Origin of the sequence: Terrimonas ginsenosidimutans (genome assembly GCF_022012415.1) — a bacterium.
Lineage (GTDB): Bacteria > Bacteroidota > Bacteroidia > Chitinophagales > Chitinophagaceae > Terrimonas_A > Terrimonas_A ginsenosidimutans.
On record NZ_JAKLTR010000001.1, the window covers coordinates 413,229 to 438,518 of the forward strand.

The window sequence follows — 25,290 nt, forward strand, 5'->3', positions numbered from 1 at the left end:
TGTATATTGGGTCCTAAACCTTCCCTATGTTTCGGCTCAACAAGATTTATCTTACTCTTGCTATTATTCTATTCTTTGTAGAAGTTTACATCGCCCTGTACGTTAATGATGCTATTGTCAGACCTTATGTTGGCGACCTATTGGTTGTGATTCTTCTTTATTGCTGCGTCAGGGCATTCCTGAATACTCCGCCTTTGAAAACGGCATTGGGCGTACTGGTCTTCGCTTACATTATTGAATTCCTCCAATACCTTAAGCTCGTAAAGTTATTAGGGCTTGAGCGATCAAGACTTGCAAACGTAGTTATCGGTAATTCTTTTGAATGGATCGATATGATCGCATATACACTTGGTGCAATAGTGGTGATAGTTGCTGAGCGCTGTGCGGCAAAGATCAGAATCCAAAAAGTCATCCGGAATATTGAGCTGTAGCTGCGCCCTTTGACAATGTAATTCTGATCAATATTCGCTCACCTGTTTTCCGTTGGTTTTTTGGACTGACCGTCTATCCATTTGCCCACTGCTTAAAGCGGAAGGCTTCTTAATTTGCTGAACCCACACGCTCGTATCAGTCTAATTATTTATTTATGGAAGCGACTACTGTTTTCGGAACCAACTGGTTTTCCGAAGAAAAAACTATTGATACGCGGGTCTGTGGTAAGGTTACTTTCCGCGATATTGAACTATGGGAAGAGTCCCTGCATCTCGCCCTTCAGCAGATTGAGTCAGGAGGTGTGTTCAGGATCATGGTAGACCTGTTTGGCTTTAGCCCCAATAATATTGAAACGCATAAACGTTTTCGGTCAATAATTCCTGTTACTCTTTCCCAATACGGATGGAAAGTTGGTTATGTAGATCTGTTTAATGAGGAAGCGGAAAAGCTACAATACGTCAACACCCGTGATATAAAATGTATTGCCGCAGCGCATGCTCACCAGGATGAAACCAAGATTGGTTTGTATCAACGCAGTTACAGCCGATATAATGAACACTTTTTCACCGATCCTTTACTGGCGCGCAAATGGCTTAAAGAACTGTCAGTCTAACTACGTTTATCATTGTCTTCTATTTTCTTAACCCGTTTAATAACTTTTATGATCAGGGGAACTATTGCGTTGCTGATGCTGATGTTTTATCTGCCTTCAATAGCCGCAGATACGACCTGGATAAAAAATGCACAGCGAAAAATTCAGCCTTTTGAACGACGCTATCTTCAGTATACAGAGCAGAAGGATGGAAAGGTCCGGCTATCATGCATTCTTACAAGAAAAGCACAAAAGATCTCTTATGAAGGATCCGGTGCTATGTTGTTTACGCAGAAATATCAGCTTGAAAAAGGAACCGATACAGACTCAAGCATTGTGAATAGCGAAACTCTTCTGCCTCTTGGATATTTTACTGAAATTCAATCGGAGGGTCATCGGGAGAAAGTATTGTTTTCTCCTGAACGTGTTCATAACACTGTCATTTATAAAGACAGTACTTCTATTTTCGAGAAGGCCGGTCATCAATGGTTCAATGGTGTGATCACGGATGATATTATCGGCAGCTTGCCAATGAAGAAAGGTGCTGTATTTTCCTTTCAGGCGATCAATCCGGGAAAAAGATATTATGAATATGTTGTTGTCATAACAATAGAAGGAAAGGAGGATCTGTCAATTCCCGGAGTAGGAAATCTGCCTTGCTGGCGTGTGCGAATCGGGGATGAGAAAGATGGCGTCACTGAGTGGTATACAATAAAAGAACAGTTACAGGTTAAGAAAATAGCACGGCTAAGGAACGGTAATGTATTTCATCGTGTTTTAATCGCTGGTTAATATAAAGAATCGGTCAGTTAATGATATTTACCGGCGCTCTCACACGCCAGTAAATATTTTAAGCCCTTTTACCATGCAGGCAGATGTTCTGCCTCCTTCCTCATCTTTTTAATAATCAACGTTTTCAATATTCTTTTATAAAAATCTGTTGAAAACAGATTGGTATTGCTAAATACTTTAGTAATTTCATGCGCAAACCCATTAGTAAAATGCTGATTTTCAACCTCAATTATGTTGGCGTGCCCAAACGATATTATTTCCCGCCTTCAAAAGGAAATCCTGTGTTTGCAGGGTTATAAAACTATTCAGTCAACCCATTTATTTGCTACAGGGCTGGGCCCAATCAGGGACGCTTTTCCCAATAAACATATCCCGGTTTCCACTATTCATGAATTCATTTGCTCTAATACAGAGTCAACATCATCAACAAACGGATTTGTCTCTGCACTCACCGCGTCATTAATGAAGAATGGGGGTGCCTGTATATGGATCAGCTCTTCGATGAAAGCATTTCCTTCAGCAATGCCGCTTTTCGGTATGGAGCCTCACAGGGTAATTTTTGTTCATGCAACAAAAGAAAAAGATATCCTTTGGGCCGCAGAAGAAGCACTAAAAAGTAATGGGCTTGCAGCAGTTATTGCAGAAACAAAAGAGTTAAGCTTTACGGCCAGCCGCCGTCTTCAACTCGCCGTTGAAAAAAGTCAGGTTACAGGATTTCTGATCCGCCAGCAACCCCGGATCCTTACTCCAAATGTCTGCTCGGCAAGATGGGCGATCAGTCCTGTTGCAAGCGAATTACCGGCAGATATGCCCGGCGTCGGATTTCCCCGATGGAAGGTCGCGTTATTAAAAGTTCGTAATGGGAAAACAGGCGAGTGGATCATAGAATGGGATGGAACCAGCTTCAAAACGATCACTCCTGTTTTCCGGGAATCAAAATTTCTACATCGTAAAACCGGGTAGTGAATAAAAGATACATTTCTATATGGTTCCGGTTTCTTAAAACCGATTGGTTTGCCAAGCAAAGAAACAGCCCGGCCGATTCTCCGTTTGTATTGGTGACACAGGATCATGGCAGGAAGATCATTTGTGCCTGCAATAATGTCGCATTGCAACAAGGTATTGATATTGGAATGGTTCTCGCCGATGCACGTGCAATATATCCGTCTTTGTTTGTAGAAGATGATATCCCGGATCTTTCATCGCGACTTTTAAATAAGCTCGCAGAATGGAGCATTCGCTTTTCTCCTTGTGTGTCTGCAGACCTTCCTGATGGACTTATTATAGACGCAAGTGGTTGTGCGCATCTCTGGGGAACAGAACAATTGTATCTCAACGATATTATTTCCGGGTTAAATAAACTTGGTTACCAGACCCGCGCGGCTATGGCAGATACAGTCGGGGCTGCATGGGCAGTTACCCGGTTTGGGACCAATGGTTCAGTGATAGACAATGGTGCTCAGCTCTCCGCCTTATTATCCCTTCCGCCGCAGGCATTGCGTTTGGAAAAAGAGCAGGCTGATTTACTTCATAAATTAGGGCTGCGTCGTATTGCTCAATTCATCAATATTCCGCGCCCGGCATTAAGACGAAGGTTTGGGAAAACGCTGCTGCAACGGATCGACCAGGCTACCGGTTCAGAAGAAGAATTTATAGTGTCGATCATTCCAATTGAAGCATACCAGGAGAGACTTCCTTGTCTTGAACCAATATCAACGGCCACAGGCATTGAGATCGCTTTAGAAAAGCTGCTGGATGTTCTTTGTTCTCGCTTGCAAAAAGAGCAAAAGGGCTTGCGTGAAGCTAGTTTCAAAGGTTATAGAATTGATGGCAAGACCGTTTCGATCTCAATCGGAACTCACCGTGCATCGTCTAATCCAAAACATTTGTTCAAACTATTTGCACTGAACATCGATTCAATAGAGCCGGACCTTGGTATTGAAGTCTTTCTTATCGAAGCAAAAAAAATCGAAGATGCGCCAGCTTACCAGGAACAGATCTGGACTACGTCCTGCGGACTTGAGAATATTCAATTGGCCGAACTGATCGATCGCATTGCAGGACGTATTGGAGAAAACAGGATCTATCGTTTTCTGCCAGACGAGCATTACTGGCCTGAGCGATCAATAAAGAAGGCGCTATCTATTAACGAAAAACCGTCAACACAGTGGCGAACTGACAGGCCCCGGCCAACAATTCTATTGTCAAACCCTGAATTGATAGACGTTACCGCGCCAATCCCGGATTATCCACCGATGTTGTTTCGCTATAAAGGTGTTCTGCATAAAATAAAACGAGCCGATGGGCCAGAGCGCATCGAGCAGGAATGGTGGTTGCAGCAAGGACAGCACCGTGACTATTACTATGTTGAAGATGAAGAAGGCCGGCGTTACTGGATCTTTCGCCTGGGTCATTATGATGCAGACAAGACCTATCAATGGTTTATTCACGGGTTTTTTGCATAAAAAGAATAGTGTGTATGAGTTATTCAGAATTACAGGTTACAAGCAATTTCAGCTTTCTCCGTGGTGCCTCTCATCCGGAAGAACTGATCGATCAGGCAATTGCATTAGGTTATAAAGAAATTGCGATCACGGACCGGAATACACTGGCCGGCATTGTACGTGCATATAAAGCCGCTAAGGGTAAAGAGATCCGGCTGATCCCCGCTTGCCGGCTCGACCTGTTAGATGGTCCTTCCCTTCTCGCCTATCCAACTGATAAAACCGCTTATGCCCTGCTTTCATCCTTATTAAGCAAAGGAAATCTTCGTGCAGAGAAAGGCGAATGTCATTTATATAAAAAAGATATTTATGATCATGCCGAAGGCATGAAATTTATCGCCGTTCCACCGGAAAAACTGGATGAACACTTTGATCTTGATCCCTCTTTTCAAAAGCAATTAAAAGAATATAAGGATAAATTAGGCGACCATCTTTACCTGGCTTGTTTTCGTTTATATAACGGTAATGATTCAAAACTGCAATTCCGCCTCGCAGAGCTATCAGAAAGATTGTCTATTCCGCTTGTTGCAACAAATGATGTTCACTATCATCATCCTCTTCGCAGGGAACTGCAGGATGTAATGACCTGTATCCGGGAAAAATGCACGATCCACAATGCAGGTTTTCGTTTACACGCGAATGCAGAAAGATACCTGAAACCGCAGGAAGAGATGAATCGCCTTTTCAGACAGTATCCCGATGCGATCCGGCGGACAAAAGAGATTGCAGATGCCTGTACTTTTTGCCTGAGCGAATTAAAATATGAATACCCTGAAGAAATAACCACTGAAGGACGAACACCTCAGCAGGAACTAACGCATCTTGCCTGGATCGGCGCGAATGAAAAGTTCAATGGACATATACCACAAAAGACAAAAGAGGCTATCAATTATGAATTAGGCTTCATTGAACAGATGAATTATGCAGCCTACTTTTTAACCGTATATGATATCGTTCGCTTCGCCCGTGAAAAAGAAATCCTTTGCCAGGGAAGAGGGTCTGCCGCCAACTCAACAGTATGTTATTGCCTCGGTATCACGTCTGTCAATCCGGAAAAGTTCGATCTTCTCTTTGAACGATTTATTTCTTCGGCAAGAAATGAACCGCCGGATATTGATGTCGACTTTGAACATGAACGTCGGGAAGAAGTAATACAATATATCTATGAAAAGTATGGCCGTGACAGAGCCGCGATCATCGCAACCGTTACACAACAGCACCAGAAAGGAGCCATCCGTGATGTAGGAAAAGCAATGGGATTATCTGTGGATACGATCACCCGTCTATCTGGTTCCATATGGGAGTTTACAGATGAATGGTTTGAAGGAAACCGCATCACAGAACAAGGTCTTAACCCAAATGATCAACATCTTCGAAAAGTATTACAGCTTACACGTGAATTTATGGGCTTTCCGCGTCAGCTTGGACAACATACAGGAGGATTTGTGATCACGCAGGGAAAACTATTTAACCTCTGTCCCATTCTTAATGCGCGGATGGAAAATCGCACCTGTATCGAATGGAATAAAGACGATATTGATGTTTTAGGCTTTATGAAGATCGACGTGCTTGCTCTTGGAATGCTTACCTGTATCCGTAAAGCATTTGATAAAGCAAAACAGCATTATGGATTACATCTCACGCTGGCGAATATAGAGCAGGATGTAAAAGATGTGTATGACATGATCTCGCAGGGCGATACGATCGGTGTTTTTCAGATAGAAAGCCGCGCACAACAATCCATGCTGCCACGGTTAAGACCAGAGAACTTCTATGATCTTGTAATAGAAGTTGCGATTGTAAGGCCGGGTCCTATTCAGGGCGACATGGTGCATCCATACCTGCGCCGCAGGAATAATGAAGAGCCGGTAGAGTATCCATCAAAAGACCTGGAAGATATTCTGAAAAAAACGCTTGGCGTTCCTCTTTTCCAGGAGCAGGCGATGAAGATCGCGATCGTTGCGGCCGGCTTTTCTCCTACAGAAGCTGATGAGCTCAGACGCAGCATGGCCACATTCAAAGCACATGGACAGGTAGTTAAGTTTGGAGAAAAGCTGATCAATGGAATGATCAGTCGCGGTTATGAACAGGAATATGCAGAACGTGTATTTCGTCAATTGGAAGGCTTTGGCAGTTATGGTTTCCCAGAAAGCCATGCGGCCAGTTTTGCATTACTGGTTTATGTTTCTTCCTGGATCAAATGCTTTTACCCGGATGTGTTTGCTTGCGCATTATTGAACAGTATGCCAATGGGATTTTATCAGCCGGCGCAAATCGTGATCGACGCACAAAAGCATGATGTGATAGTAAGGCCTGTCGACATCAATCATTCTGATTGGGATAATACGCTTGAAGAAAGAGATGGAGAGTATTGTGCGTTGCGATTGGGATTCAGACAGGTCAAAGGCTTACGGCAGGAGGAAATGGAGATGTTGATTGCGGCAAGAAAACGATCCTTCACACATATTGATCAATTACGAGATGCTGGCATTTCAGATGCCACAATGGAAAAACTTGCCGGTGCAGATGCATTCAGATCCATCGATCTTGACCGGCGACAGGCGCTTTGGGATGCGTCTACCAAAGATCGTCCGGAAGCATTATTTCAGGGTCAGTATTTAAAGGAAGAGACGGAGCAGATTGCATTACCGGATATGAGTTTATCAGAACATGTTGTGCAAGATTATGCCAGCGTCTCTTTATCTCTTAAAGCTCACCCGGTAAGTTTCGTCCGCGAGAAATTAAACCTGTTGCGTATCCTGCCGACAAATGATCTTCAACATCAACAACCCGGGAAAGTAGTAAAAGTAGCAGGACTTGTATTAGTCAGGCAAAGACCGGGCACAGCTGGAGGTGTTTGCTTTATGACGATCGAAGATGAAACCGGAGTGGCAAACCTTGTGATCTTCGAAAGTTTGTTTGAGAAATTCAGGAAAGAAATTCTTCAATCAAAATTGATCATGGTAGAAGGACAATTACAAATAGAAAAGAGTGTGATCCATGTGGTGGTTCGAAGCTGTCATAACTTTTCGAAGATGCTTCGCTCGCTTACTCCGGAAGAAAACGAAGAGCCACCCGTTCTTACTTTATCTAAAGCAGATGAAAAATCCATCCCGCCAGGATTAAACAAACGTGCTCAGGTTCGAAAGACCTCCGAAGAAGATGCATTTCATGGAGGTAGAAATTTCAGGTAAATAGTCCTATTAAACAGATCATTTATGTTAACTCTTTTTGAAGACACGCAACTATTTAATTCCGGAGAACTCCGCATAAAAGCATTCGATATACCGGATGCAGAATTAACTCTTTGGGAGCATTTTATAAAGCGGGACGAAGCCGACACTTTCTATAATACGCTCCTTGCAGAGACCCCGTGGAAACAGGAGGAGATCACGGTTTATGACAAAACTCATTTGACTCCACGGATGTGCGTCTGGTACGGGAAAAACCGAGATCCATTAAAACCCGTTCGCGCTCTTACTCCAACACTTGAAACGATTAAACAAAAAGTTGAGAACGCCTGCGGCGTGCAGTTTACAAGTGTATTGGTAAATCTTTACAGAGATGGAAAGGACGGCGTTGGATGGCATCGTGATCATGACAGAGAGCTTGGTCCAAGACCTGTAGTGGCCTCTGTCAGCTTTGGAGAAACCAGACCTTTTGAGATAAGGCACAAGTTCAAAAAGGAGATAGAAAAGATCCGGATCCTTTTGAATCATGGCAGTTTTCTATTGATGGCTGGCGAAATGCAGCATTTCTGGGAGCATCAGGTGCCAAAAACAGCGAAGGAGATCAAGCCGAGAATAAATCTGACATTCCGGATAGTATATTAGAGGCGTATTGAAGAGTGGTTTAGATTGCCATTCGGTCTGATATTTCAAAAAGTCTTTGAATGCAAACAGTCTATTTGTTCCGGATACTGAAAGTAATCTGCCATCATAACAGAGGTGTTTTTATCTTCACTCAACTACTCGATGAGGATACAACGATACTGGTAAAAGAGGGATCTCTGCTGAAAGGAATGAGCGTATATCATTATGAAAGCTTGTATCCATATAAGGATGATAATGGATCTCCCTTGTTAGACGTCTTTGTTTTCCGGCCAACAGACTGGAAGATGCTGACATGTACGCTGTTTACAGAAGGAGAAATAGTTGAACTGGTATTAGTCTTTTGATCTTTTGCAGAGAACAGCTAATGCTGTTGTTAATAATAGCCTTTCTTATTGCATTCACAACAAATTCGTTTCGGCAGCGATAAATGGAACATGGATCATATCAAGCGATGAATAACAGGATCTGTCAGGATAACTCATTGATCAAACCCGAATAGGGTAAGATATAATGGCCTTATGCCGTGAGAGCCTTCTTTCTAAGGGTTGTTACTTTGCGCTTTGATGGTTGCGGCATCATTCCTATCAACTGTTGTTACCGAGAGGGACGAGAGTGGTAATAAACAGCATTCGCCTGTTATTTTCCCGTTTTTATTCGTTTTTTTCTCGAGGTTTTCCTTCTCCTGTGATCGATATTTGGATTGTTAGAGATCTTGATCCTATTGGGAGAAGGTTTCTGCTTATTTATTGCAATAGATAACGTTGAGTTTTTAAGCCAGATGGCTGTCAAAGTTGGAGGGAGTTAGAACTGTTTGGATTGGTGTATGTCTTAAATGTCATTTGCCAGGCCGGGTGTTGTTATTACACCCCCTCTCAGACCAACTTTCGGTGGTGGTGGCGGGGGAGGGAGGGCCCAAAGGGCGGAAAGGGTGAAGGCAAGAGGCGTGGTCCCCATTAGGAAGCCCTCACGGCCCTCCAGGAAATTTAACCTCCCTCAAATAACCTCTCCCTCTGCCAGCCAAGACACCCACCGCCCTGCCTATGACTTCCTATTCCCCATTTCCTCCTCCCCCAAGAACTCACTTTACCCTCCCAACTCTCATATGTACCGGAAATACTACCCTCCTCTTTTCACTCCAATATGGCCGGATCTTTATGATCAACGCTTCCACCGGATCAAATCCGTTCGACTTTACAAAATTCTGATACGCCGACCAGGTTTGTAAATACCCTTCCAGGTTTTCAAGCGACCAGTCATATGTAATAACAAAATCAGGACTTGCTATCTCATCAAAAGGAAAAGGTATGCTCTCGTATCGTTCGTCAACAAATCGTCTCTCTTCATCCCAATGATCTTTCAGGATATTAAAATGGTAATCCCTTATATACTCGTCGATCTCCGGTGAAATTGTCAACAGTGAATATGCCCAGGCAGCAAAGACTCCGCCTGTTTTTGTAACACGATAAACCTCTTTATAAAAAGCATCAAACTGGAACCAATGCAACGCTTGTGATACCGTGACCAGGTTAAATTTATCATCTTCGAATGCCGTATGCTCGGCAGCCTGCAAGCTGTAGGTAATGTTGGGCCCAAACTGAGCGTTATTTAATTGCTGCTGGCTAATATCAGTCGCATAAACCTGTTCAAAGTATTTAGCAAGCGCTACGGCTGTTTGACCATTTCCCGTTGCACAATCCCAGACCGCCTCACGCTGGTTTACATGCTCCATCAGAAACTCGAATAATTCCGGAGGGTATGTGGGCCGGTATATTGCATACTGCCGGGCCTGATCGGAAAAGTTATTTTTCATGCTGTACGGTTTGGTTTTATCATGCCATTGCTCCGGAACAGATCAATTTTCATTCCCTATTTCCGTGAACCATCTCTAACTCATTGATAATGGGGCCGCACGAAAGCGTTTTTTGTTTTCTTTAAATGTTTGGTCTATCGCCCGGTGATAAAATCTGTATAGGCTTTGTCAGCCGGCAGAACACCAGTGCACAGAAGTCGACTGAGATTTTTAACCCCTGACCGGTGGTAAGGATCAAATGATAAACGTTAGGCCTGCCAGAGCCGGGACCAGCGTCGTTAAGTTCGCTCAGAAGATTGATCAACATTAGATTTCTCTCGCCTGCTTCAAAATAGAAAAGCCCCGTGAACGGGGCCTTTGTACGTCGCCTGGGCGACTTTCAACTTCAACCAAGTTTGGATAATCTGACGCAACCGCCTGGTTTCGGTTACAGTTTAGGGTAATATTTTTTACAGCCATCTTACAATAGAGAATACTCCTGAAGGAGATCCTATCGCATCGTCCTGGTTGTTATCGAGCTTTTCCATTTCAACAGCACTGGTAGATTGTGATTTCTTTTGTTGCTCTTGCAACTCGCGGATAACACGTTCACTTTCGTCTTTTTTACGCTTCTCTTCTTCGATCTTCCTTTCCAGGTCGATTGAATCCGCAGCCTTTCTTTCGTATCTGTAATCACTGCTGCGGGACCTGCCGTCCGATGAAGACTCTGTCTCCTCAGGATCGCTGGCTGTGTTGATCCGACTCAGGCTTTTCAATCCCTCGGCGGTCATTACGTAATCTGTATTCGTAGAATAATTGAACCCGTAATCATTGTCGATGTTAACACCACTGAAGCGGCGTCTGCTTCTTTTTACGGTGAATTTCGAAGGGTTCAACTTTTCTCTGACCGACCGATCGAACCGGATCTTTTTACCAACAGGAACATGTATTTCGACTTCCACCTGCTGCAAACGGAACTTGACATCCTTGCCTACATTATAACCATTTCCAATATCCAGAATGCTATCCGCAGCGGAGATCGAATAATTCATTGATTGTGCTCTTTTCAATGCATCGTTCCTATCACGTCCGTAACTGTGCTTCTTTTCAAAAACATGGAAACTGCTATCAGCGCTTGGAATAACATTGATCCTGATCGTAGACATTCTCATCGTGTCATCAGAAATATCCCATCCTTCGATATCATCATTCAGCCATCCAAAGTTTCCTCTGTAATCTAAACCCTGCTCCTTTACCATTACGATCATCTTGCCATTGGAAGGTTGTTTTGACAAAGCGATTTCATTGCTGACCTGTTGATAATCCTTGAAATCGCGTGTAATACTCGATACTAACAGGATCAGACAAACCCAACCGATCGTCCAGAGAAATCCGAATGTCCATCCGAGGTAACTGTTTCTGGAACGGACCCCGATCAGGCGGCGGATGACCCAGGTAATTAACCCGACCAGGGGAACTACCAGGAAGAATAACAATGTTCCCAATGCCAGGATCTTTTGCGTATTGCTCGTCCAAAGGAAATTTGTTACAGGCCACCATGCCATGCCACCGAAAAGTAATGCGAGCAGTACAACAAACAGTGCAAGCACGATTGAGCCAAAGACGAACAGGAAGAAAGCTTTGAAGATCACGCCGATCATATGTCCGATGCCCTGCCCGCTGCGCCGCGCGGTGTCGTTTACTTCCGATGTGAATGCTTTTCCTTTCGTATTTGCAAACTCCTTTGCTCGATTCCCAAAATTCTGGGCAGACTCTTTCACCTCTTCGCTCCAGTTTTTCACACGATCCCTTACGCCGCCCATTTCCTGGCGAACATTATCACGTATCCGGTTCACGTCAACCTTTTCACCACGCATTTCCATCTTTTCATAGTTCGTTTTCGCTTCAGGTAATACCATCCACAATACGATATAGATCAAAAACAACGTACCATTCAGCGACCCGAATACTATATTAGGAAACACATCGAAATGATAACTCCAGGTAAGTCCACCAATGATACCAAACAGGATATTCAATGCGAGAGGACCGACAAAGATCAACCTGATCAACCAGGATTCTTTATTAAAATATGCAGCAAGACCGCCGGCAACACCGCCGATCACTTTATCGTCCGAATTACGGTATAGTCTTTTCCCGGTATATCCTTCAAGGTCTTTGGTAGGCAATACCATCCAGAGAATGATATAGATCAAAAAGCCTACACCGAAACCTCCAAATGTGATGATCGCAAACAGGATCCGGACAATGGAAGGATCCACATTCATATAAGCCGCCAGACCACTACATACACCGCCGATAAGCTTGTCGCTCGTGTCACGGAATAAACGTGTCCGGGGCCTTGTATTTGAAGAGTCATAATACTGTTGCTGCGATTGACCAGCCTGAGTGTTACTCTCTGCGTCCGCAGCATCGTCATCAAAATCTTCCGGTCTTCCCATAGAAGCAATGATCTCGTCGACATCAGCATCCGTTACACAGCTTGCGCCTTTACGGATCTTATCATTCATCAATTCCGCGATACGGCTTTCGATATCATTAATGATCTCGTCACGACCTTCTTCATTGGCAAAGTGACGGCGCAGGCTTTCGATATAACCCTGCAGCTTTTCATAAGCCGAATCTTCGATAGGTATTACCCTGCCGCTAAGGTTTATGTTAATGATCTTTTTCATGTCAAATATTTTGGGTTGAAGCGATGTGGTTATGGTTGGTTAAACGTCTTATCGTTCTTGTTTGCCAGAGCATTTACTCCGTTTGATAATTCGTTCCAGGTTTGTTCAAGTTCTTTGTAAAAAGTTTCGCCTTTTTCCGTCAGCGAAAAGTATTTGCGTGGCGGCCCTGAATTGCTTTCTACCCATCGGTAAGTGAGCATGTCGGCATTTTTCAGGCGGGTCAAAAGTGGATAGAGCGTACCCTCAAGGATCTGGAGATTTGCGGCCCGCATCTCCTCCACAATATCGCTGGGGTAGGCCTCACCCCGGCGAATAATGGAGAGAATACAAAACTCCAAAATACCTTTCCGCATCTGGCTCTGTGTGTTCTCTATATTCATAAACTCGATTTTGTGGAGAGGGCAAGGATAAGGTTCAGCGCCCTTTTCTCCGTTTGTAAAACAAAGATAGGGTGATATTTGGTACTATGCAACACAAAGTACCAGCTTTTTTAAAGTAATGTTTTATGACCAGTGCCTTACCGATCTCGCAACTATTTGAAAATCACGTCGCTCGGGGTTTTCTGACAAAAGGCGATGTCATTTGAGATTGTACGGAAGGAGCTTTTCACCGGACGAACGGCAGATTTTGTCGGTAAATATTCCGGTATTTCATAAAAAACACAACGCAGTGACTGGCCATTTTCTGCCCGTCGCTGCGTTGTGTTTTTTATTTAACAAGGCGAAATCCGTCATTTCCGGGCGAGAAGAGCTGATTCTTCCTCGCCAGGAGAAACGATGACATACCTCTTAACTCCGTTGATCTGCGTTTCGTCCATCGCGTCAATTACCTGTTGATAATTAGCCTCTTTTCCTGGCTTTATCAGAAAAACCAGTCCGTCACGACCCTCCCCGGAGATTTTCTCTTTACCTAACCATGCCTGCCGCTCACGGATAACTTTACCAATTCCGTCTTTTACAGAAAAGCTTGTTTCATAAACCTCACCGGCATCTTGCGCTTGTTCCCAATCACCGACATAATAATAAAGCTTCTCTCCTCCGATCAAAAGAGTCAGCGCAGTGGAATTGCAAATCTTGTTGACATGACCATCTGTTGTTTCCTTTGGCATGACCAGCTTTGTAACCGCCGGCTTACTCATCTCGGTTGTCATCACAAAAAATGCGATCAACAAAAAACCAAGATCTACCATTGGAGTCATGTCTGTTCTTGCGGAATGCCTTTTCACGCGAGCTGCGCTGCGCGAACGGGAATTGTTAGTTGCTTGTTCGGTTATGTTTGCCATAATGCAGGGTTTTCAGCATGAGACGCTTAGCATACCTAAATCCATAAACACTATCGCCCGGCATTCTTCTTGCTTGCTAATTATAAACAGCTTATACATGAAAACAATCATCGTCCCCACCGATTTCTCACCCGTTGCGATCAATGCGACAAACTATGCCATCGATATGGCTCTTGCGATCAACGCAAGCCTCATGCTTTTACATATATACCAGATCCCTGTAGCCATTACAGATACGCCACTGATCCTTGTCTCTGTTGAGGATCTAAAAGCCGATGCGGAAAAAAGACTTGATATTGCCCGTCAGGAACTGGAACGTGTTACGGGAGGGAAAATAAAGATCTATACAGAAGCCCGGCTGGGAAATGTAACGGACGAGTTAGAAGATCTTGGTTCAAAAACGCAGCCATATGCGATCATCATGGGTACCACAGGAAGCTCCGCTGTCGAACGCGTAATTTTCGGAAGTAATACTTTAAATGTTATCAAACATGTTACCTGGCCGGTCATCTGCGTACCAACCGGCAAAGGTTATGGCAATGGCATCAAAAAAATTGGTCTTGCCTGTGATCTTCGTGAAGTTGCAGAAACAATTCCTGCGGAAGGCCTCAAAAAATTCGCGGCACAATTTGACGCCGAATTTCATATCCTGAACATTCATTTCGAAGAAACGCCGGAAGCGTCCTCCGAGCAATCATCTTTGCTTCAGGCGGCCCTTAGCGAATTGAACCCTCAATTTCATTTTATCAAACATAAAGACATAGAAGACGGTGTTCATGAGTTTGCAGAAAAAAATAATCTCGATCTCATCATCACCATTCCTAAAAAACATAAACTCCTGGAAGGTCTCTTTAAAAAAAGTTCCACGAAACAACTCATCTATCACTCTCATATTCCCGTAGTGACACTTCACAATTAGTCTGCTGTCACACAATAAAAAAAGGAGAATGTTTTTCATTCTCCTTTTTTACTTATTTCCCTTTAGCCTAGAATTCAGCAGAACCAGGAGTACGGGGAAACGCAATCACGTCTCTGATATTTGTCATACCTGTCACGAACAATACCATTCTCTCGAATCCAAGTCCAAACCCTGCATGCGGTACAGTTCCGAACCGCCTGGTATCAAGATACCACCAAAGTTCTTCCGCCGGAATATGCATTTCACTCATTCTTTCGAGGAGGCGATCATATCGTTCTTCTCTTTGTGATCCACCAACGATCTCACCAATGCCGGGAGCAAGAATATCCATTGCCGCCACAGTAGGACCGCGGCCCAATTCCGGATTTGCATCATCATTCGAACGCATGTAAAACGCCTTGATGGCTGCCGGATAGTTCGTAACGATCACAGGCTTCTTAAAATGCTTCTCTACAAGATATCTTTCATGTTCACTCTGCATATCGATCCCCCACTTTACTTCGTATGCAAACTTCTTCTTTTTGTACGCTGGAGATTGTAAAAGAATATCGATCGCTTCTGTATAAGTAACACGCTCAAAGTCGTTGTTCATAACAAACTCCAGCTTTTCTATCAATCCCATTTCACTTCTCTTATCCTGCGGAAGTTGCTTTTCTTCTTCTGCAAGGCGCTGCGCAAGGAAATCAAGATCGTCCCTGTTATTTTCCATCGCATAACGGATCAGATACTTGATAAATTCTTCAGCCAGGTTTGCGTTATCTTCAAGATCATTGAACGCCACCTCTGGTTCAATCATCCAGAACTCAGCAAGGTGACGGGCCGTATTCGAGTTCTCTGCACGGAATGTTGGCCCGAAAGTATAGATCTCACCAAATGCAGTAGCACCAAGTTCTCCTTCAAGCTGACCGCTTACGGTGAGATTGGTCGTTTTACCAAAGAAGTCTTCTCTGAAGTTGATGGAGCCGTCATCATTTTTTGGCGGATTGTCTAATGGCAACGTTGATACCCGGAACATTTCACCAGCACCTTCTGCATCACTTGCGGTAATGATGGGCGTATGCAGGTACACAAATCCTTTATCGTTAAAAAATTTATGAATAGCGAATGCGAGCGCGTGGCGAACGCGGAATACTGCTCCAAATGTATTTGTACGGAAGCGCAGATGCGCGATCTCTCTGAGATATTCCAGTGTTGGTTTATTCTTTAACTGCAACGGGTATTTCATCGGATCACTATCTCCGAGTATTTCCAGGGTATCCGCAACAAGATCCATCTTCTGTCCTTTGCCCAATGAAGCGATCGCTTTACCGGTAACTTTCACAGAAGCGGATGAGGTGATTCTTTTGAGCGTTTCGTCATCCAACTTTCCGAGCTCAAGAACAACCTGCACATTATTATTTGTCGAACCGTCATTCACTGCCATAAACTGATTATTCCGGAATGATCTTACCCATCCCATCACGGTTACTTCCTGGCCTGTTGGTTCCTGAACCAATAGGTCTTTGATCTTTGTGCGTTTGTTGAACATAGTTTGATTTTCGGAGAGCAAAGATAAGGGCTTAATGCCCAGGGCATTTACACCCAAAGTCAAATTTTGGAATTTACGAAAAAGGCCGTATACTTGCAGCGGAAAGAAACGACTGGTTAGTTCATTACTCCCTTAGTTAGCTCATCACGTTTTGATCATTTCCATTCAACAAAAATTCAACCTTTTTTCATTTTTCAGATTCGTGATCACGGTATACTGTGTTAACCTTCAACATTTTGTATGTACGACATCCTGCAATTGAACGACATGCTCGTTCCTGAGTTGCTTGACATTGCTGAGCAACTGCGTATCCCCAACGCAAAAAAACTAGACAAACAAGAACTCGTTTACAAGATCCTCGATAGTCAAGCTATAGCCGGTTCTAAAGGCGGCACTCCTACTGATGACAAAGGCAAACGTAAGCGTATTATTAAAACTTCCACTGGAATTACTACTGAAGAAGCGGTGGTTGAAGACAGCGGTGAAGACAAAAAATCCAACAATAAAAAACCCGCCCCTATGCCTAAAAAGGAAGAAAAGGCTCCCGCGAAAAGAGGCCGTAAAAAGCCAGAGGACAAAGAGGTTTCTGAACAACAGGAGCTGATTTCCGAAGCCCAGCCAGAGTCGATCCAGGAAGAAGAGCAACAACCATCCATTCAGCCGGCAGAAGATCACCAGGTTGCAGAGTCTGCTCCCCAGCAGCCCGCTAAGGTTTATCCGCAAAGACGCGAACAGCATTTCAATATAGAGTTTGATGGAATCATTCTTTCAGAGGGTGTACTCGAAATGATGCCTGACGGATACGGATTCCTTCGCTCTTCTGACTACAACTATCTCTCCTCTCCAGATGACGTATATGTTTCTCCCTCGCAGATAAAATTATTCGGCCTTAAAACCGGAGATACTGTTGCGGGAGCTGTCCGTCCTCCTAAAGAAGGTGAAAAATATTTTGCGCTGCTGAAGGTTGACGCTATCAACAATAAGAGCCCTGAAGAAGTAAGAGACCGCGTTCCGTTTGATTATCTCACTCCGCTGTTCCCTTTCGAAAAGCTCAACCTGTTCACAGCTCCCAGCGATTATTCAACACGCATCATGGACCTCTTTACCCCTATCGGTAAAGGTCAGCGTGGCCTGATCGTTGCACAGCCTAAAACCGGTAAAACGATGCTGCTCAAAGCCGTCGCAAACGCGATCGCTGCGAACCACCCGGAATGCTACCTGATGGTCGTTCTGGTGGATGAGCGCCCTGAGGAAGTTACCGATATGGAAAGAAGTGTCAGAGCTGAAGTTATCGCATCTACATTCGATGAGCCTGCTGAAAAACACGTTAAGGTTTCAACGATAGCCCTGCAAAAAGCAAAACGCCTTGTAGAGTGCGGACATGACGTCGTGATCCTCCTTGATTCTATCACCCGCCTTGCTCGTGCACACAATACCGTTGCTCCGGCTTCTGGTAAAGTTCTTTCAGGTGGTGTGGAAGCAAATGCAATGCAAAAGCCAAAGCAGTTCTTTGGCGCAGCCCGTAAAATTGAAAACGGAGGCTCGCTTACCATCATCGCAACGGCCCTCGTAGATACAGGTAGCAAAATGGACGAGGTGATCTTCGAGGAATTCAAAGGTACCGGCAACATGGAGCTTCAGCTCGATCGCCGCCTGGCAAATAAACGCATCTATCCCGCAATTGACCTCACAGCGTCTTCTACCCGCCGTGATGACCTGTTGCTTGAAAAAGATGTACTACAACGAATGAACCTCCTTCGCGTTTTCCTTTCAGATATGAATACCGAAGAAGCTATGCGTGAGTTGCAAAACAGAATGAAAGGGACCAAAAACAATGAAGAGTTCCTTGCAAGCATGAACAGATAATCTATTCAAAATACCAGTACAGGCCCCGGATCCACAATCCGGGGCTTTTTTATTGGCATTATTAATGCCGCTTCCAAACACGACCTTTCACAAGAAATGATCGTTTTCTACGTTGTAGACCTGCAAATCTTATATCTATTGACAGTATGAAAACTCTTCGGTATTTACTCTTATTTCTTTTGCTTCCTGCAGCCTCTCAGGCGCAACAGAGCCTTACAGGTCTGTGGACCGGAACATTGAGCAACGATAGCTCAACTGTAAGGAAAGACCAATCCTTTGAACTGGCATTAACCGAATACAGAGGGAAAGTGTATGGATACACCCGCACGGCCTTCGTCGTTCGGGACACTCTTTTTTATACCATAAAGCGGGTTAAAGGAATAGTAGCGGATGGTGTTTGTGAAGTAAAAGACGACGAAGTGATCTCCACCAATTTTCCGGGACGGCAGGATAAAGGCGTGAAGGTTTCCTACATATTCAGGCAACGCCTGGAAGATACCACCTGGCATCTTGACGGAAACTGGAAGACAAATAAGACCAAGACGTTTTATTCCATCTCGGGAGGCGTTGCCCTTCGTTCAGAAAAAAATCTTGACAACTCTAAGATCTTTCCGCATCTGCAGGAATTAGGAAAGTCTGATGATGTCGCGTTTTACAGGGAAAGCAAAGAGACTAAGCCTTCCGTCGCAAAAAACAATCCTGAAAAAACGCCGTCACCCGCCAGGCTGGAAGAGAGTGTAAAGCCCCCTGTAAAAAAACAGGAGAAGGCCATAGCGAAAACAGAGAAAGCAGAAAACAAAATAAACAAGGATCTCTCCCGCACTGAATCAGCGCCGGCGAACGGGACAATACCACCGCCAACAGCACCAGCTCTTCCTGCTGCTTTTGTAAAAGAAAGAAAGAATAGCGTTCCCAAAGTTGTAACGTTCAAATCTGACAGCCTTGTTCTTGCCCTGTATGACAATGGCGAAGTGGACGGGGATACAGTCAGTCTGCTATTGAACGGTGAAGTTATCATCGCAAAACAAATGCTGAAAGCGTCGGCTCTTAAAAAAACGATCTATCTGCCTGCTGATCAGGAAGAAACAACGTTGTTGTTATATGCAGAAAATCTTGGTAAATTTCCTCCAAATACCGGTCTGCTTGTGATACACGACGGCGAAGAAACCTATCAACTCCATTTCAGCGCTGACCTTCAAACAAACGCATCGGTGATATTCCGGCGAAAGAAAAAGTAGACCCCAATTTTTTAAAATATTCCATAACAATCCTGGTCAAAGCTTGTCGATTAATGCGGCAAGCTTTTTATCTTTTTCGGTAACCACATTGCCGGCATCATGGGTGGATAACCAAACCTCAACGGTGTTGTAAACATTTTTCCACTCGGGATGATGATCCATTTTTTCCGCAGCCAGGGCCACCCTTGTCATAAATGAAAAAGCCTCTGAAAAGTCCTTAAACTGGAACTTTTGATAGAGCTTATTATTTTCTTCTTTCCACATAATACTTGTTTAGGGAAGAGCTGCAATTATTGGGCTAAAGAAGATCCGCGAACAATTTTCCACCATTTTCGCTGATTCCTGCGGAGGGCATTCTGTGTTTTCAGGTAATGATCATCAGGAAACACAATTAAAAAACGAGGTGTTCTTTATTCTTTATTCTTTCGTTGGTAAGTTCAGCTACGAGTTGAACGCCGTTAAGAGATTTGACCTGTTGAATGAACTGCTGAAGATCGGGATCCGAGACCCAGTCATCTTTCATTAACCACAGGAAATCGAGGTGTTTGAATTCCGGAAGAAGGTATTCCCCATCAAACTGATTTTTATAAACATAGTGAGCGAGAGAGCCCGTTGGCTCTTTGAATTCAAAAACAGAAAAGTAGTAATCGCGCTTTTTTTTATTCAGGCGGATCTCTATGTCGTTATTGATCCGGAAGTCCATTCCCAGCATACTATTCAATTGCCAGCAAAACTGATAGTCTTTTACAGGCGCCATGATCCCAAGCAAACGCGTGTCTTCGAAAAACGCTTCCGCGAGGTCATGGTTATTGATCGCTAATTTCAGGCTTCTATCCGACAATGTGATCTGTTTAAAGGATTGTACAATTGAATTTAACTAATAAATTTTGTACCAGGCTCAAAGATCATGAATAAAACCCAATCTTATTTTGCTGATCTTCTTTATTCTGCTGGATTGTGATTTTATTATTTCTGTCCGTGAACCTCTTCGCTTTTTAATCGTATTCCTTACGTTATTTTCCCGGATTATTTTGTGTTTTCCCCTTGGCTTACCCTATCGCTATGAGCGATATTTACAAAGAGATATCTCAATTTAGTTGCCTCCGCTTACAGCGGATGGGAGGGTGGGTGCCCGTCGTAGGCGGAGGCATTATTTTATATTATTGGAAAATAAAAAACAGAGACGATGAGAAGATAAAAAGAAAGAAAAACAGGAAAATGAAGCTGCCTTAATAGCGGCAGGATGACATGCGAACATGAATGATCGTATTCAGTTAGCAAGTACTCTGTCAACGACGCCCGCTTCATCATCAGCACATGATCATGCGCTGATCTGAAAAGAAAGAAAACACTTTTTGACCCGGGCCGGGATTGGGAAGGTTGTGTTTAAATATTTGAGTGCGCAGTCAAACTGTGACCGGCAGCAATGACCGGTTAGGGGCGTTTATGGAAGCGCGAACTTTATAATTGTTCATCGCAGCGCACCCCGAGCCTGATTAGTATTTCCGCATGCTAACGGCGCTCGAACTGCAACATCAGTTGCAAGATCAGTCCAACAAGCACTCACGGAATACAATGATCAAAAGCAGAAAATATTGTCACTCTGCCTTTTGCCCTTCGTTCGTTACTTCCGGCAAGACCAGAAGAATGCAAAGAGATCTTCGCAGAGAAGACTGTTGATATTACATCAGGAATATCGCTCCAACGATATTTCACCCGCCATTTTACGGAAGATCCATCGCCTGATTCACAAAAATATTCTGCTGGTGCTTAACTCTGCCAGCGTGATTGCTGTCTGCATAAAAACAAAAAGCCCGACAGTAAATACTATCGGGCTTTAAAACTTTTCTATCTATCAGAACACGACCTCTGACTCCATCACCTGGTTACCTCTTTTATATTTAACCTTTGCCTTTTCTCCTTTATTAAATGAGTTAAGCGCCTGCATATATGTCTCCACCGAATTTACCTTATGTGAACCTAACTGGATGATCACATCTCCCGTTTTCAAACCCGCTTTCGCTGCAGGCCTTCCTTCTGTTACCCCATCTGCCCTGACCCCTTCTCCCGGGTACGTATAGTCAGGCATAATTCCCATGGTCACTTTGAATGAAGATGTTGACACCTGTGTTTCCCTGGTCTTTGTAAATGCCAGTTTCGTTTTCTGTTTGTTCAGCTTACTGATGATCGATTCTATATAATTGATCACATACAATTCGCCGGTATAATTGATCCGGTCAGCATCATCTGTCGGACGATGATAATCCTTATGCTGGCCTGTAAAGAAAAATAATACAGGAATGTCTTTGCGGTAGAATGATGTATGATCGCTCGGACCCGAACCGCTTGAGTCTATCTTAATTCCAAATTGCAACTTCTTATCCTGGGGGTTGATCACACCAGACCACTCAGGTGATGTGCCGTATCCGCCCACAGTTAACATTTTAGTACTGTCATTCAATCTGCCTACCATATCCATATTGATCATATAGTTTACAGACTTAAGATCAATCGTTGGATTTTCCGTGTAGTATTTTGAGCCAAACAAACCCAGCTCTTCTCCGGAAAATGCAAGAAATAGATAGTTGCTGCTTTTATCCTTGCTTGACTTAAGTATCCGGGCCAGTTCAAGCATTGCTGCTGTTCCGCTTGCATTGTCATCTGCACCATTATGAATAAGCTTTTCGCCGGTGCGCAGCATTGAGTTATTGTCTTCGCCATATCCGAGGTGATCGAAGTGCGCTCCGAGCACAACGGTCGATGCCGCACCATTATCCAGGTATGCTGCCACATTATGTCCTGTCCTGTTTTTTTCGCCAATATCTACTTTCAGCTTTATGTTCAAGGTTGCAGTAGCGTCATTAAAAAACTTTTTCGCGGCATCCCCTTTTACATATACAACCGGCACCGGAGCCAGCGGCGATTTATCTTTTGCATTAAATGAAAGCTTATCATCGGTAGAAGATGTGTTATAAATGATCACCGCCGTAGCTCCTCTGTCAGCAGCTTTGCGGGAATTATTGCGGATGTACTCATTGAGATCAAAATGCGGGTTATTCTGATTTTCGATCAGGATCTCTTTCAGGTCTACAAACCATGGCTCGCCGGCCTCCTGAAGAGCGATCGCCGGAGCGCCTTCGATCGATTTCAATGCGCTGAATGAAAAGGGGAAAAAGTCTTTCTCTTTCGCCAGGGCTACGCCGTTGACCGAAAACATTGTTCCTTCTTTTATCTGCTTGCCCTCCTGGATCTCAAATGGCTGAAAAAAACCGTCCGATCCTTTGGGGCTTAACCCCAGATTCTTGAATTGTGCGGCAATGTATTCCATTGCAAGTTTCTCGCCGGGGCTTCCAGCCCTTCTTCCCTCCAGTTTATCATCTGCCAAATAAGAGATATGCGTTTGCAAATTCGCAATGATCAGTTTGTCTGTCTTTTTAAGCTTTTGAGCAGACCCGGCTGTAGCCAGTAAGATCAGGGAGAATGCAAGCTTTGCGCGCAACGAAATCATAAGAATAAATGTTTGCGCAAAGGTATTAACCCTCTCGCTTTTTCCGGGACGATTGCTCATTTAATTACCCCGAATCCGGCATTCGGACCGCTTTTTAACATCGCGGTTTGTCATAAAACCGTAATTCGTAAACCGCTTTGGTATATGAGTTCTATTTTTGCGGACCTTGAACAAGCTACTACATATCGCATTGGTGGGCAATCCCAATAGTGGGAAAAGCTCACTATTCAACTGCCTAACGGGATTGAACCAGAAAGTGGGCAATTTTCCCGGTGTTACGGTTGATAAAAAGACAGGCTCTACAACATTATCTTCAGGAGAAGCCGAAATCATTGATCTTCCGGGAACGTATAGCCTCTACCCGCGCCGTCTCGATGAGTGGGTGAGTTACCGCGTTTTGCTCGGTCAGGACGAAAAAGTTAAGCCAGACGTTGTGGTTGCGGTAGCTGATGCCAGCAACCTCAAACGAAATCTTCTCTTTTGTACTCAATTGATCGACCTCAAGATTCCGGTTGTCGTTGCCCTTACGATGATGGACCTTGCCAATAAAAAGGGGATCAAGATCGATCTCGCCGAACTGGAACGTGAACTGGGAGTACCGGTTGTGTCCATCAACCCACGAAAACAAAAAGGCATTCCCCAGTTAAAAAAAGCCATTGAGCAAACAGCCCAGGGTTTGTATAAATCACCGGTAAAAGACTTTATCGATAATAAAGCACTTGCTCCGGCATCAATTGAAGATTTCAAAAAAATCAGATCAGATATCAGCGATTACGGCGCAATCCATTACCTGATCAATCACGAATCCTTTGAACTCGACGGAGGGACACAAAGCCTTATCGAAGATATCGAGCGCCGTAACCAGTTCAATCCTACAAAAACCCAGGCCGAAGAAATTCTCCAGCGCTATTCACGGATCAAACATATTATGCAGGTGTCCGTTTCTGAACCAGACCCCCTGCAGAAATCGCTTTTTACCGAAAAACTTGATAATATATTACTCCATCGCCGCTGGGGATACCTGATCCTGCTCGGTGTTCTTTTTGTACTATTCCAATGTGTATTCTGGCTGGCAAGTTATCCAATGGACTGGATTGACGGCGGAACCGCATCCTTCTCCGGTTGGCTTTCGTCGGTCCTTCCGGAAAATAACTGGACCGACCTGCTGGTCAACGGAATTGTGGCCGGCCTGGGAGGGATCATCATTTTTGTTCCGCAGATCGCGATCCTGTTCGGCCTGATCACAATTCTTGAAGACACCGGCTATATGGCCAGGATAAGTTTTCTTACCGATCGTCTTATGCGCTCTGTTGGACTAAACGGGAAAAGCGTCATGCCCATGATCAGTGGTTTTGCCTGCGCAATTCCTGCTGTGATGAGCGCCCGTAATATTGAAAACCGCAAAGAGCGACTTCTTACAATATTGATCACTCCATTGATGAGCTGCTCTGCGCGACTTCCGGTTTACACAATCCTGATCGGGTTAGTAATTCCAAATAAGTATATCGGTGGATTTATTGGTATCCAGGGACTGGTGATGCTCGGCCTGTACCTCATCGGATTTCTTATGGCCCTCGTCGTTTCTTATGTTGCCAAATGGTTCATCCGGATCAACGAAAAAAGTTTCTTTATTCTTGAACTTCCAACATATCGCTCACCAAGATGGAAGAATGTATTCCAGACAATGTGGAGTAAAGCGAAGATCTTTGTGGTGGATGCCGGGAAAGTGATCATGGTGATCAGTCTTATCCTTTGGGCGCTTAGTTCATTTGGTCCGGCATCAGGTATGCACGAAGCAACTGTGACTTACGAACAGGCGCTTGCTTCACCAGAGGCAGATTCGGCACAGATTGAATTCAATTATGCCAATGCAAAACTCGAAAACTCCTATGTTGGGATTGCAGGTAAAGCAATTGAACCGGTTGTTGAACCCCTGGGATATGACTGGAAGATCGGTATCGCCCTTATCACTTCTTTCGCGGCCCGCGAAGTTTTTGTAGGAACGATGGCTACATTATATGCCGTTGGCGATGAAGAAAACGAAGGTCCGCTGAAAGAAAAAATGAGAGAAGCAAAAAGAGCAGATGGTTCTCCGATTTACACACTGGCAACCGGCGTATCTCTTATGTTATTTTACGTATTCGCAATGCAATGCATGAGTACACTCGCCATCGTAAAAAGGGAAACCCGTAGTTGGAAATGGCCGATGATACAGCTGGTGTATATGACAGCACTGGCGTATCTCGCAAGTTGGATTGCCTATCAATTATTGAAGTAACACATCATCGAAATAAAAAAGGCGCTACCCTGG

The 25,290-nt window shown here is 44.1% G+C and carries 20 protein-coding genes; 12 read left to right on the forward strand and 8 right to left on the reverse strand.

Features of this window, described 5'->3' with window-relative positions:
- The first annotated feature begins 26 nt into the window (after positions 1–26).
- The 8 genes from LZZ85_RS01710 to LZZ85_RS01745 all read left to right on the forward strand — a co-directional run bounded on the left by LZZ85_RS01710 (position 27) and on the right by LZZ85_RS01745 (position 8,497).
- Positions 27–431, forward strand: coding sequence for a ribosomal maturation YjgA family protein (locus LZZ85_RS01710; RefSeq protein WP_237868194.1), 405 nt, complete (start codon positions 27–29; stop codon positions 429–431).
- Between the two features lie 155 nt (positions 432–586).
- Entirely contained in the window at positions 587–1,045 is a 459-nt protein-coding gene (locus LZZ85_RS01715; protein WP_237868195.1) for a hypothetical protein, read from the forward strand.
- Between the two features lie 48 nt (positions 1,046–1,093).
- Positions 1,094–1,816, forward strand: coding sequence for a DUF3108 domain-containing protein (locus LZZ85_RS01720; RefSeq protein ID WP_237868196.1), 723 nt, complete (start codon positions 1,094–1,096; stop codon positions 1,814–1,816).
- Between the two features lie 231 nt (positions 1,817–2,047).
- Positions 2,048–2,779, forward strand: coding sequence for an ImuA family protein (locus tag LZZ85_RS01725; protein ID WP_237868197.1), 732 nt, complete (start codon positions 2,048–2,050; stop codon positions 2,777–2,779).
- Positions 2,779–4,281, forward strand: a complete 1,503-nt coding sequence (locus LZZ85_RS01730) for a Y-family DNA polymerase (protein WP_237868198.1) — start codon at positions 2,779–2,781, stop codon at positions 4,279–4,281. The genes LZZ85_RS01725 and LZZ85_RS01730 overlap by 1 nt, the downstream gene beginning before the upstream one ends.
- A gap of 14 nt (positions 4,282–4,295) precedes the next feature.
- Positions 4,296–7,514, forward strand: coding sequence for an error-prone DNA polymerase (locus LZZ85_RS01735; protein ID WP_237868199.1), 3,219 nt, complete (start codon positions 4,296–4,298; stop codon positions 7,512–7,514).
- 24 nt (positions 7,515–7,538) lie between these two features.
- Positions 7,539–8,153 carry an alpha-ketoglutarate-dependent dioxygenase AlkB family protein gene (locus LZZ85_RS01740; protein WP_237868200.1) on the forward strand — a complete coding sequence of 205 codons (615 nt, stop codon included), beginning with the start codon at positions 7,539–7,541 and terminating at the stop codon, positions 8,151–8,153.
- Between the two features lie 59 nt (positions 8,154–8,212).
- Positions 8,213–8,497 carry a hypothetical protein gene (locus LZZ85_RS01745; RefSeq protein WP_237868201.1) on the forward strand — a complete coding sequence of 95 codons (285 nt, stop codon included), beginning with the start codon at positions 8,213–8,215 and terminating at the stop codon, positions 8,495–8,497.
- 734 nt (positions 8,498–9,231) lie between these two features.
- On the opposite strand, the gene LZZ85_RS01750 is transcribed toward LZZ85_RS01745, so the two are convergent.
- From LZZ85_RS01750 to LZZ85_RS01765, 4 genes are all read right to left on the reverse strand, one after another.
- Positions 9,232–9,963: a class I SAM-dependent methyltransferase gene (locus LZZ85_RS01750; protein WP_237868202.1), complete on the reverse strand. Its 732-nt coding sequence runs from the start codon at positions 9,961–9,963 to the stop codon at positions 9,232–9,234.
- Positions 9,964–10,412: 449 nt separating this feature from the next.
- Positions 10,413–12,638, reverse strand: a complete 2,226-nt coding sequence (locus LZZ85_RS01755; RefSeq protein ID WP_237868203.1) for a PspC domain-containing protein — start codon at positions 12,636–12,638, stop codon at positions 10,413–10,415.
- A 29-nt stretch (positions 12,639–12,667) separates the two neighbouring features.
- A complete protein-coding gene (locus tag LZZ85_RS01760) occupies positions 12,668–13,018 on the reverse strand; it encodes a PadR family transcriptional regulator (RefSeq protein ID WP_237868204.1) in 351 nt (116 codons plus the stop codon).
- A 350-nt stretch (positions 13,019–13,368) separates the two neighbouring features.
- A complete protein-coding gene (locus LZZ85_RS01765; protein WP_237868205.1) occupies positions 13,369–13,920 on the reverse strand; it encodes an ExbD/TolR family protein in 552 nt (183 codons plus the stop codon).
- 97 nt (positions 13,921–14,017) lie between these two features.
- Here LZZ85_RS01765 and LZZ85_RS01770 point away from each other — a divergent pair, with 97 nt between their 5' ends.
- Positions 14,018–14,839, forward strand: a complete 822-nt coding sequence (locus LZZ85_RS01770) for a universal stress protein (RefSeq protein WP_237868206.1) — start codon at positions 14,018–14,020, stop codon at positions 14,837–14,839.
- Positions 14,840–14,906: 67 nt separating this feature from the next.
- On the opposite strand, the gene asnS is transcribed toward LZZ85_RS01770, so the two are convergent.
- Positions 14,907–16,367 (reverse strand): asparagine--tRNA ligase, encoded by a 1,461-nt coding sequence (gene asnS / locus LZZ85_RS01775; RefSeq protein WP_237868207.1) that lies wholly within the window; start codon positions 16,365–16,367, stop codon positions 14,907–14,909.
- Positions 16,368–16,607: 240 nt separating this feature from the next.
- Between asnS and rho the strand changes: the two genes are divergently transcribed.
- Positions 16,608–18,233: a transcription termination factor Rho gene (rho, locus tag LZZ85_RS01780; protein WP_255723959.1), complete on the forward strand. Its 1,626-nt coding sequence runs from the start codon at positions 16,608–16,610 to the stop codon at positions 18,231–18,233.
- A 146-nt stretch (positions 18,234–18,379) separates the two neighbouring features.
- Positions 18,380–19,471 (forward strand): hypothetical protein, encoded by a 1,092-nt coding sequence (locus LZZ85_RS01785; protein ID WP_237868208.1) that lies wholly within the window; start codon positions 18,380–18,382, stop codon positions 19,469–19,471.
- Positions 19,472–19,507: 36 nt separating this feature from the next.
- Here LZZ85_RS01785 and LZZ85_RS01790 read toward each other — a convergent pair whose 3' ends face one another.
- The 3 genes from LZZ85_RS01790 to LZZ85_RS01800 form a co-directional block, all read right to left on the reverse strand.
- The gene (locus LZZ85_RS01790; protein WP_237868209.1) at positions 19,508–19,735 is read right to left on the reverse strand and encodes a 4a-hydroxytetrahydrobiopterin dehydratase; all 228 of its coding nucleotides are present in this window, start codon (positions 19,733–19,735) and stop codon (positions 19,508–19,510) included.
- A gap of 127 nt (positions 19,736–19,862) precedes the next feature.
- The gene (locus LZZ85_RS01795; RefSeq protein ID WP_237868210.1) at positions 19,863–20,312 is read right to left on the reverse strand and encodes an IPExxxVDY family protein; all 450 of its coding nucleotides are present in this window, start codon (positions 20,310–20,312) and stop codon (positions 19,863–19,865) included.
- A gap of 1,014 nt (positions 20,313–21,326) precedes the next feature.
- On the reverse strand, positions 21,327–22,979 hold the full coding sequence (locus tag LZZ85_RS01800) for a M20/M25/M40 family metallo-hydrolase (RefSeq protein ID WP_237868211.1): 1,653 nt from the start codon (positions 22,977–22,979) through the stop codon (positions 21,327–21,329).
- 166 nt (positions 22,980–23,145) lie between these two features.
- Between LZZ85_RS01800 and feoB the strand changes: the two genes are divergently transcribed.
- Positions 23,146–25,257 (forward strand): ferrous iron transport protein B, encoded by a 2,112-nt coding sequence (gene feoB, locus LZZ85_RS01805; protein WP_237868212.1) that lies wholly within the window; start codon positions 23,146–23,148, stop codon positions 25,255–25,257.
- Positions 25,258–25,290 lie beyond the last annotated feature (33 nt).

What these genes read in the sequence shown, in the direction of transcription:
- LZZ85_RS01710 (WP_237868194.1), top strand. Translation starts at nt 27, where the DNA reads ATGTTTCGGCTCAACAAGATTTATCTTACTCTTGCTATTATTCTATTC.
- LZZ85_RS01715 (WP_237868195.1), top strand. Translation starts at nt 587, where the DNA reads ATGGAAGCGACTACTGTTTTCGGAACCAACTGGTTTTCCGAAGAAAAA.
- LZZ85_RS01720 (WP_237868196.1), top strand. Translation starts at nt 1,094, where the DNA reads ATGATCAGGGGAACTATTGCGTTGCTGATGCTGATGTTTTATCTGCCT.
- LZZ85_RS01725 (WP_237868197.1), top strand. Translation starts at nt 2,048, where the DNA reads ATGTTGGCGTGCCCAAACGATATTATTTCCCGCCTTCAAAAGGAAATC.
- LZZ85_RS01735 (WP_237868199.1), top strand. Translation starts at nt 4,296, where the DNA reads ATGAGTTATTCAGAATTACAGGTTACAAGCAATTTCAGCTTTCTCCGT.
- LZZ85_RS01740 (WP_237868200.1), top strand. Translation starts at nt 7,539, where the DNA reads ATGTTAACTCTTTTTGAAGACACGCAACTATTTAATTCCGGAGAACTC.
- LZZ85_RS01745 (WP_237868201.1), top strand. Translation starts at nt 8,213, where the DNA reads ATGCAAACAGTCTATTTGTTCCGGATACTGAAAGTAATCTGCCATCAT.
- LZZ85_RS01750 (WP_237868202.1), bottom strand. Translation starts at nt 9,963, where the DNA reads ATGAAAAATAACTTTTCCGATCAGGCCCGGCAGTATGCAATATACCGG.
- LZZ85_RS01755 (WP_237868203.1), bottom strand. Translation starts at nt 12,638, where the DNA reads ATGAAAAAGATCATTAACATAAACCTTAGCGGCAGGGTAATACCTATC.
- LZZ85_RS01760 (WP_237868204.1), bottom strand. Translation starts at nt 13,018, where the DNA reads ATGAATATAGAGAACACACAGAGCCAGATGCGGAAAGGTATTTTGGAG.
- LZZ85_RS01765 (WP_237868205.1), bottom strand. Translation starts at nt 13,920, where the DNA reads ATGGCAAACATAACCGAACAAGCAACTAACAATTCCCGTTCGCGCAGC.
- LZZ85_RS01770 (WP_237868206.1), top strand. Translation starts at nt 14,018, where the DNA reads ATGAAAACAATCATCGTCCCCACCGATTTCTCACCCGTTGCGATCAAT.
- asnS (WP_237868207.1), bottom strand. Translation starts at nt 16,367, where the DNA reads ATGTTCAACAAACGCACAAAGATCAAAGACCTATTGGTTCAGGAACCA.
- rho (WP_255723959.1), top strand. Translation starts at nt 16,608, where the DNA reads ATGTACGACATCCTGCAATTGAACGACATGCTCGTTCCTGAGTTGCTT.
- LZZ85_RS01785 (WP_237868208.1), top strand. Translation starts at nt 18,380, where the DNA reads ATGAAAACTCTTCGGTATTTACTCTTATTTCTTTTGCTTCCTGCAGCC.
- LZZ85_RS01790 (WP_237868209.1), bottom strand. Translation starts at nt 19,735, where the DNA reads ATGTGGAAAGAAGAAAATAATAAGCTCTATCAAAAGTTCCAGTTTAAG.
- LZZ85_RS01800 (WP_237868211.1), bottom strand. Translation starts at nt 22,979, where the DNA reads ATGATTTCGTTGCGCGCAAAGCTTGCATTCTCCCTGATCTTACTGGCT.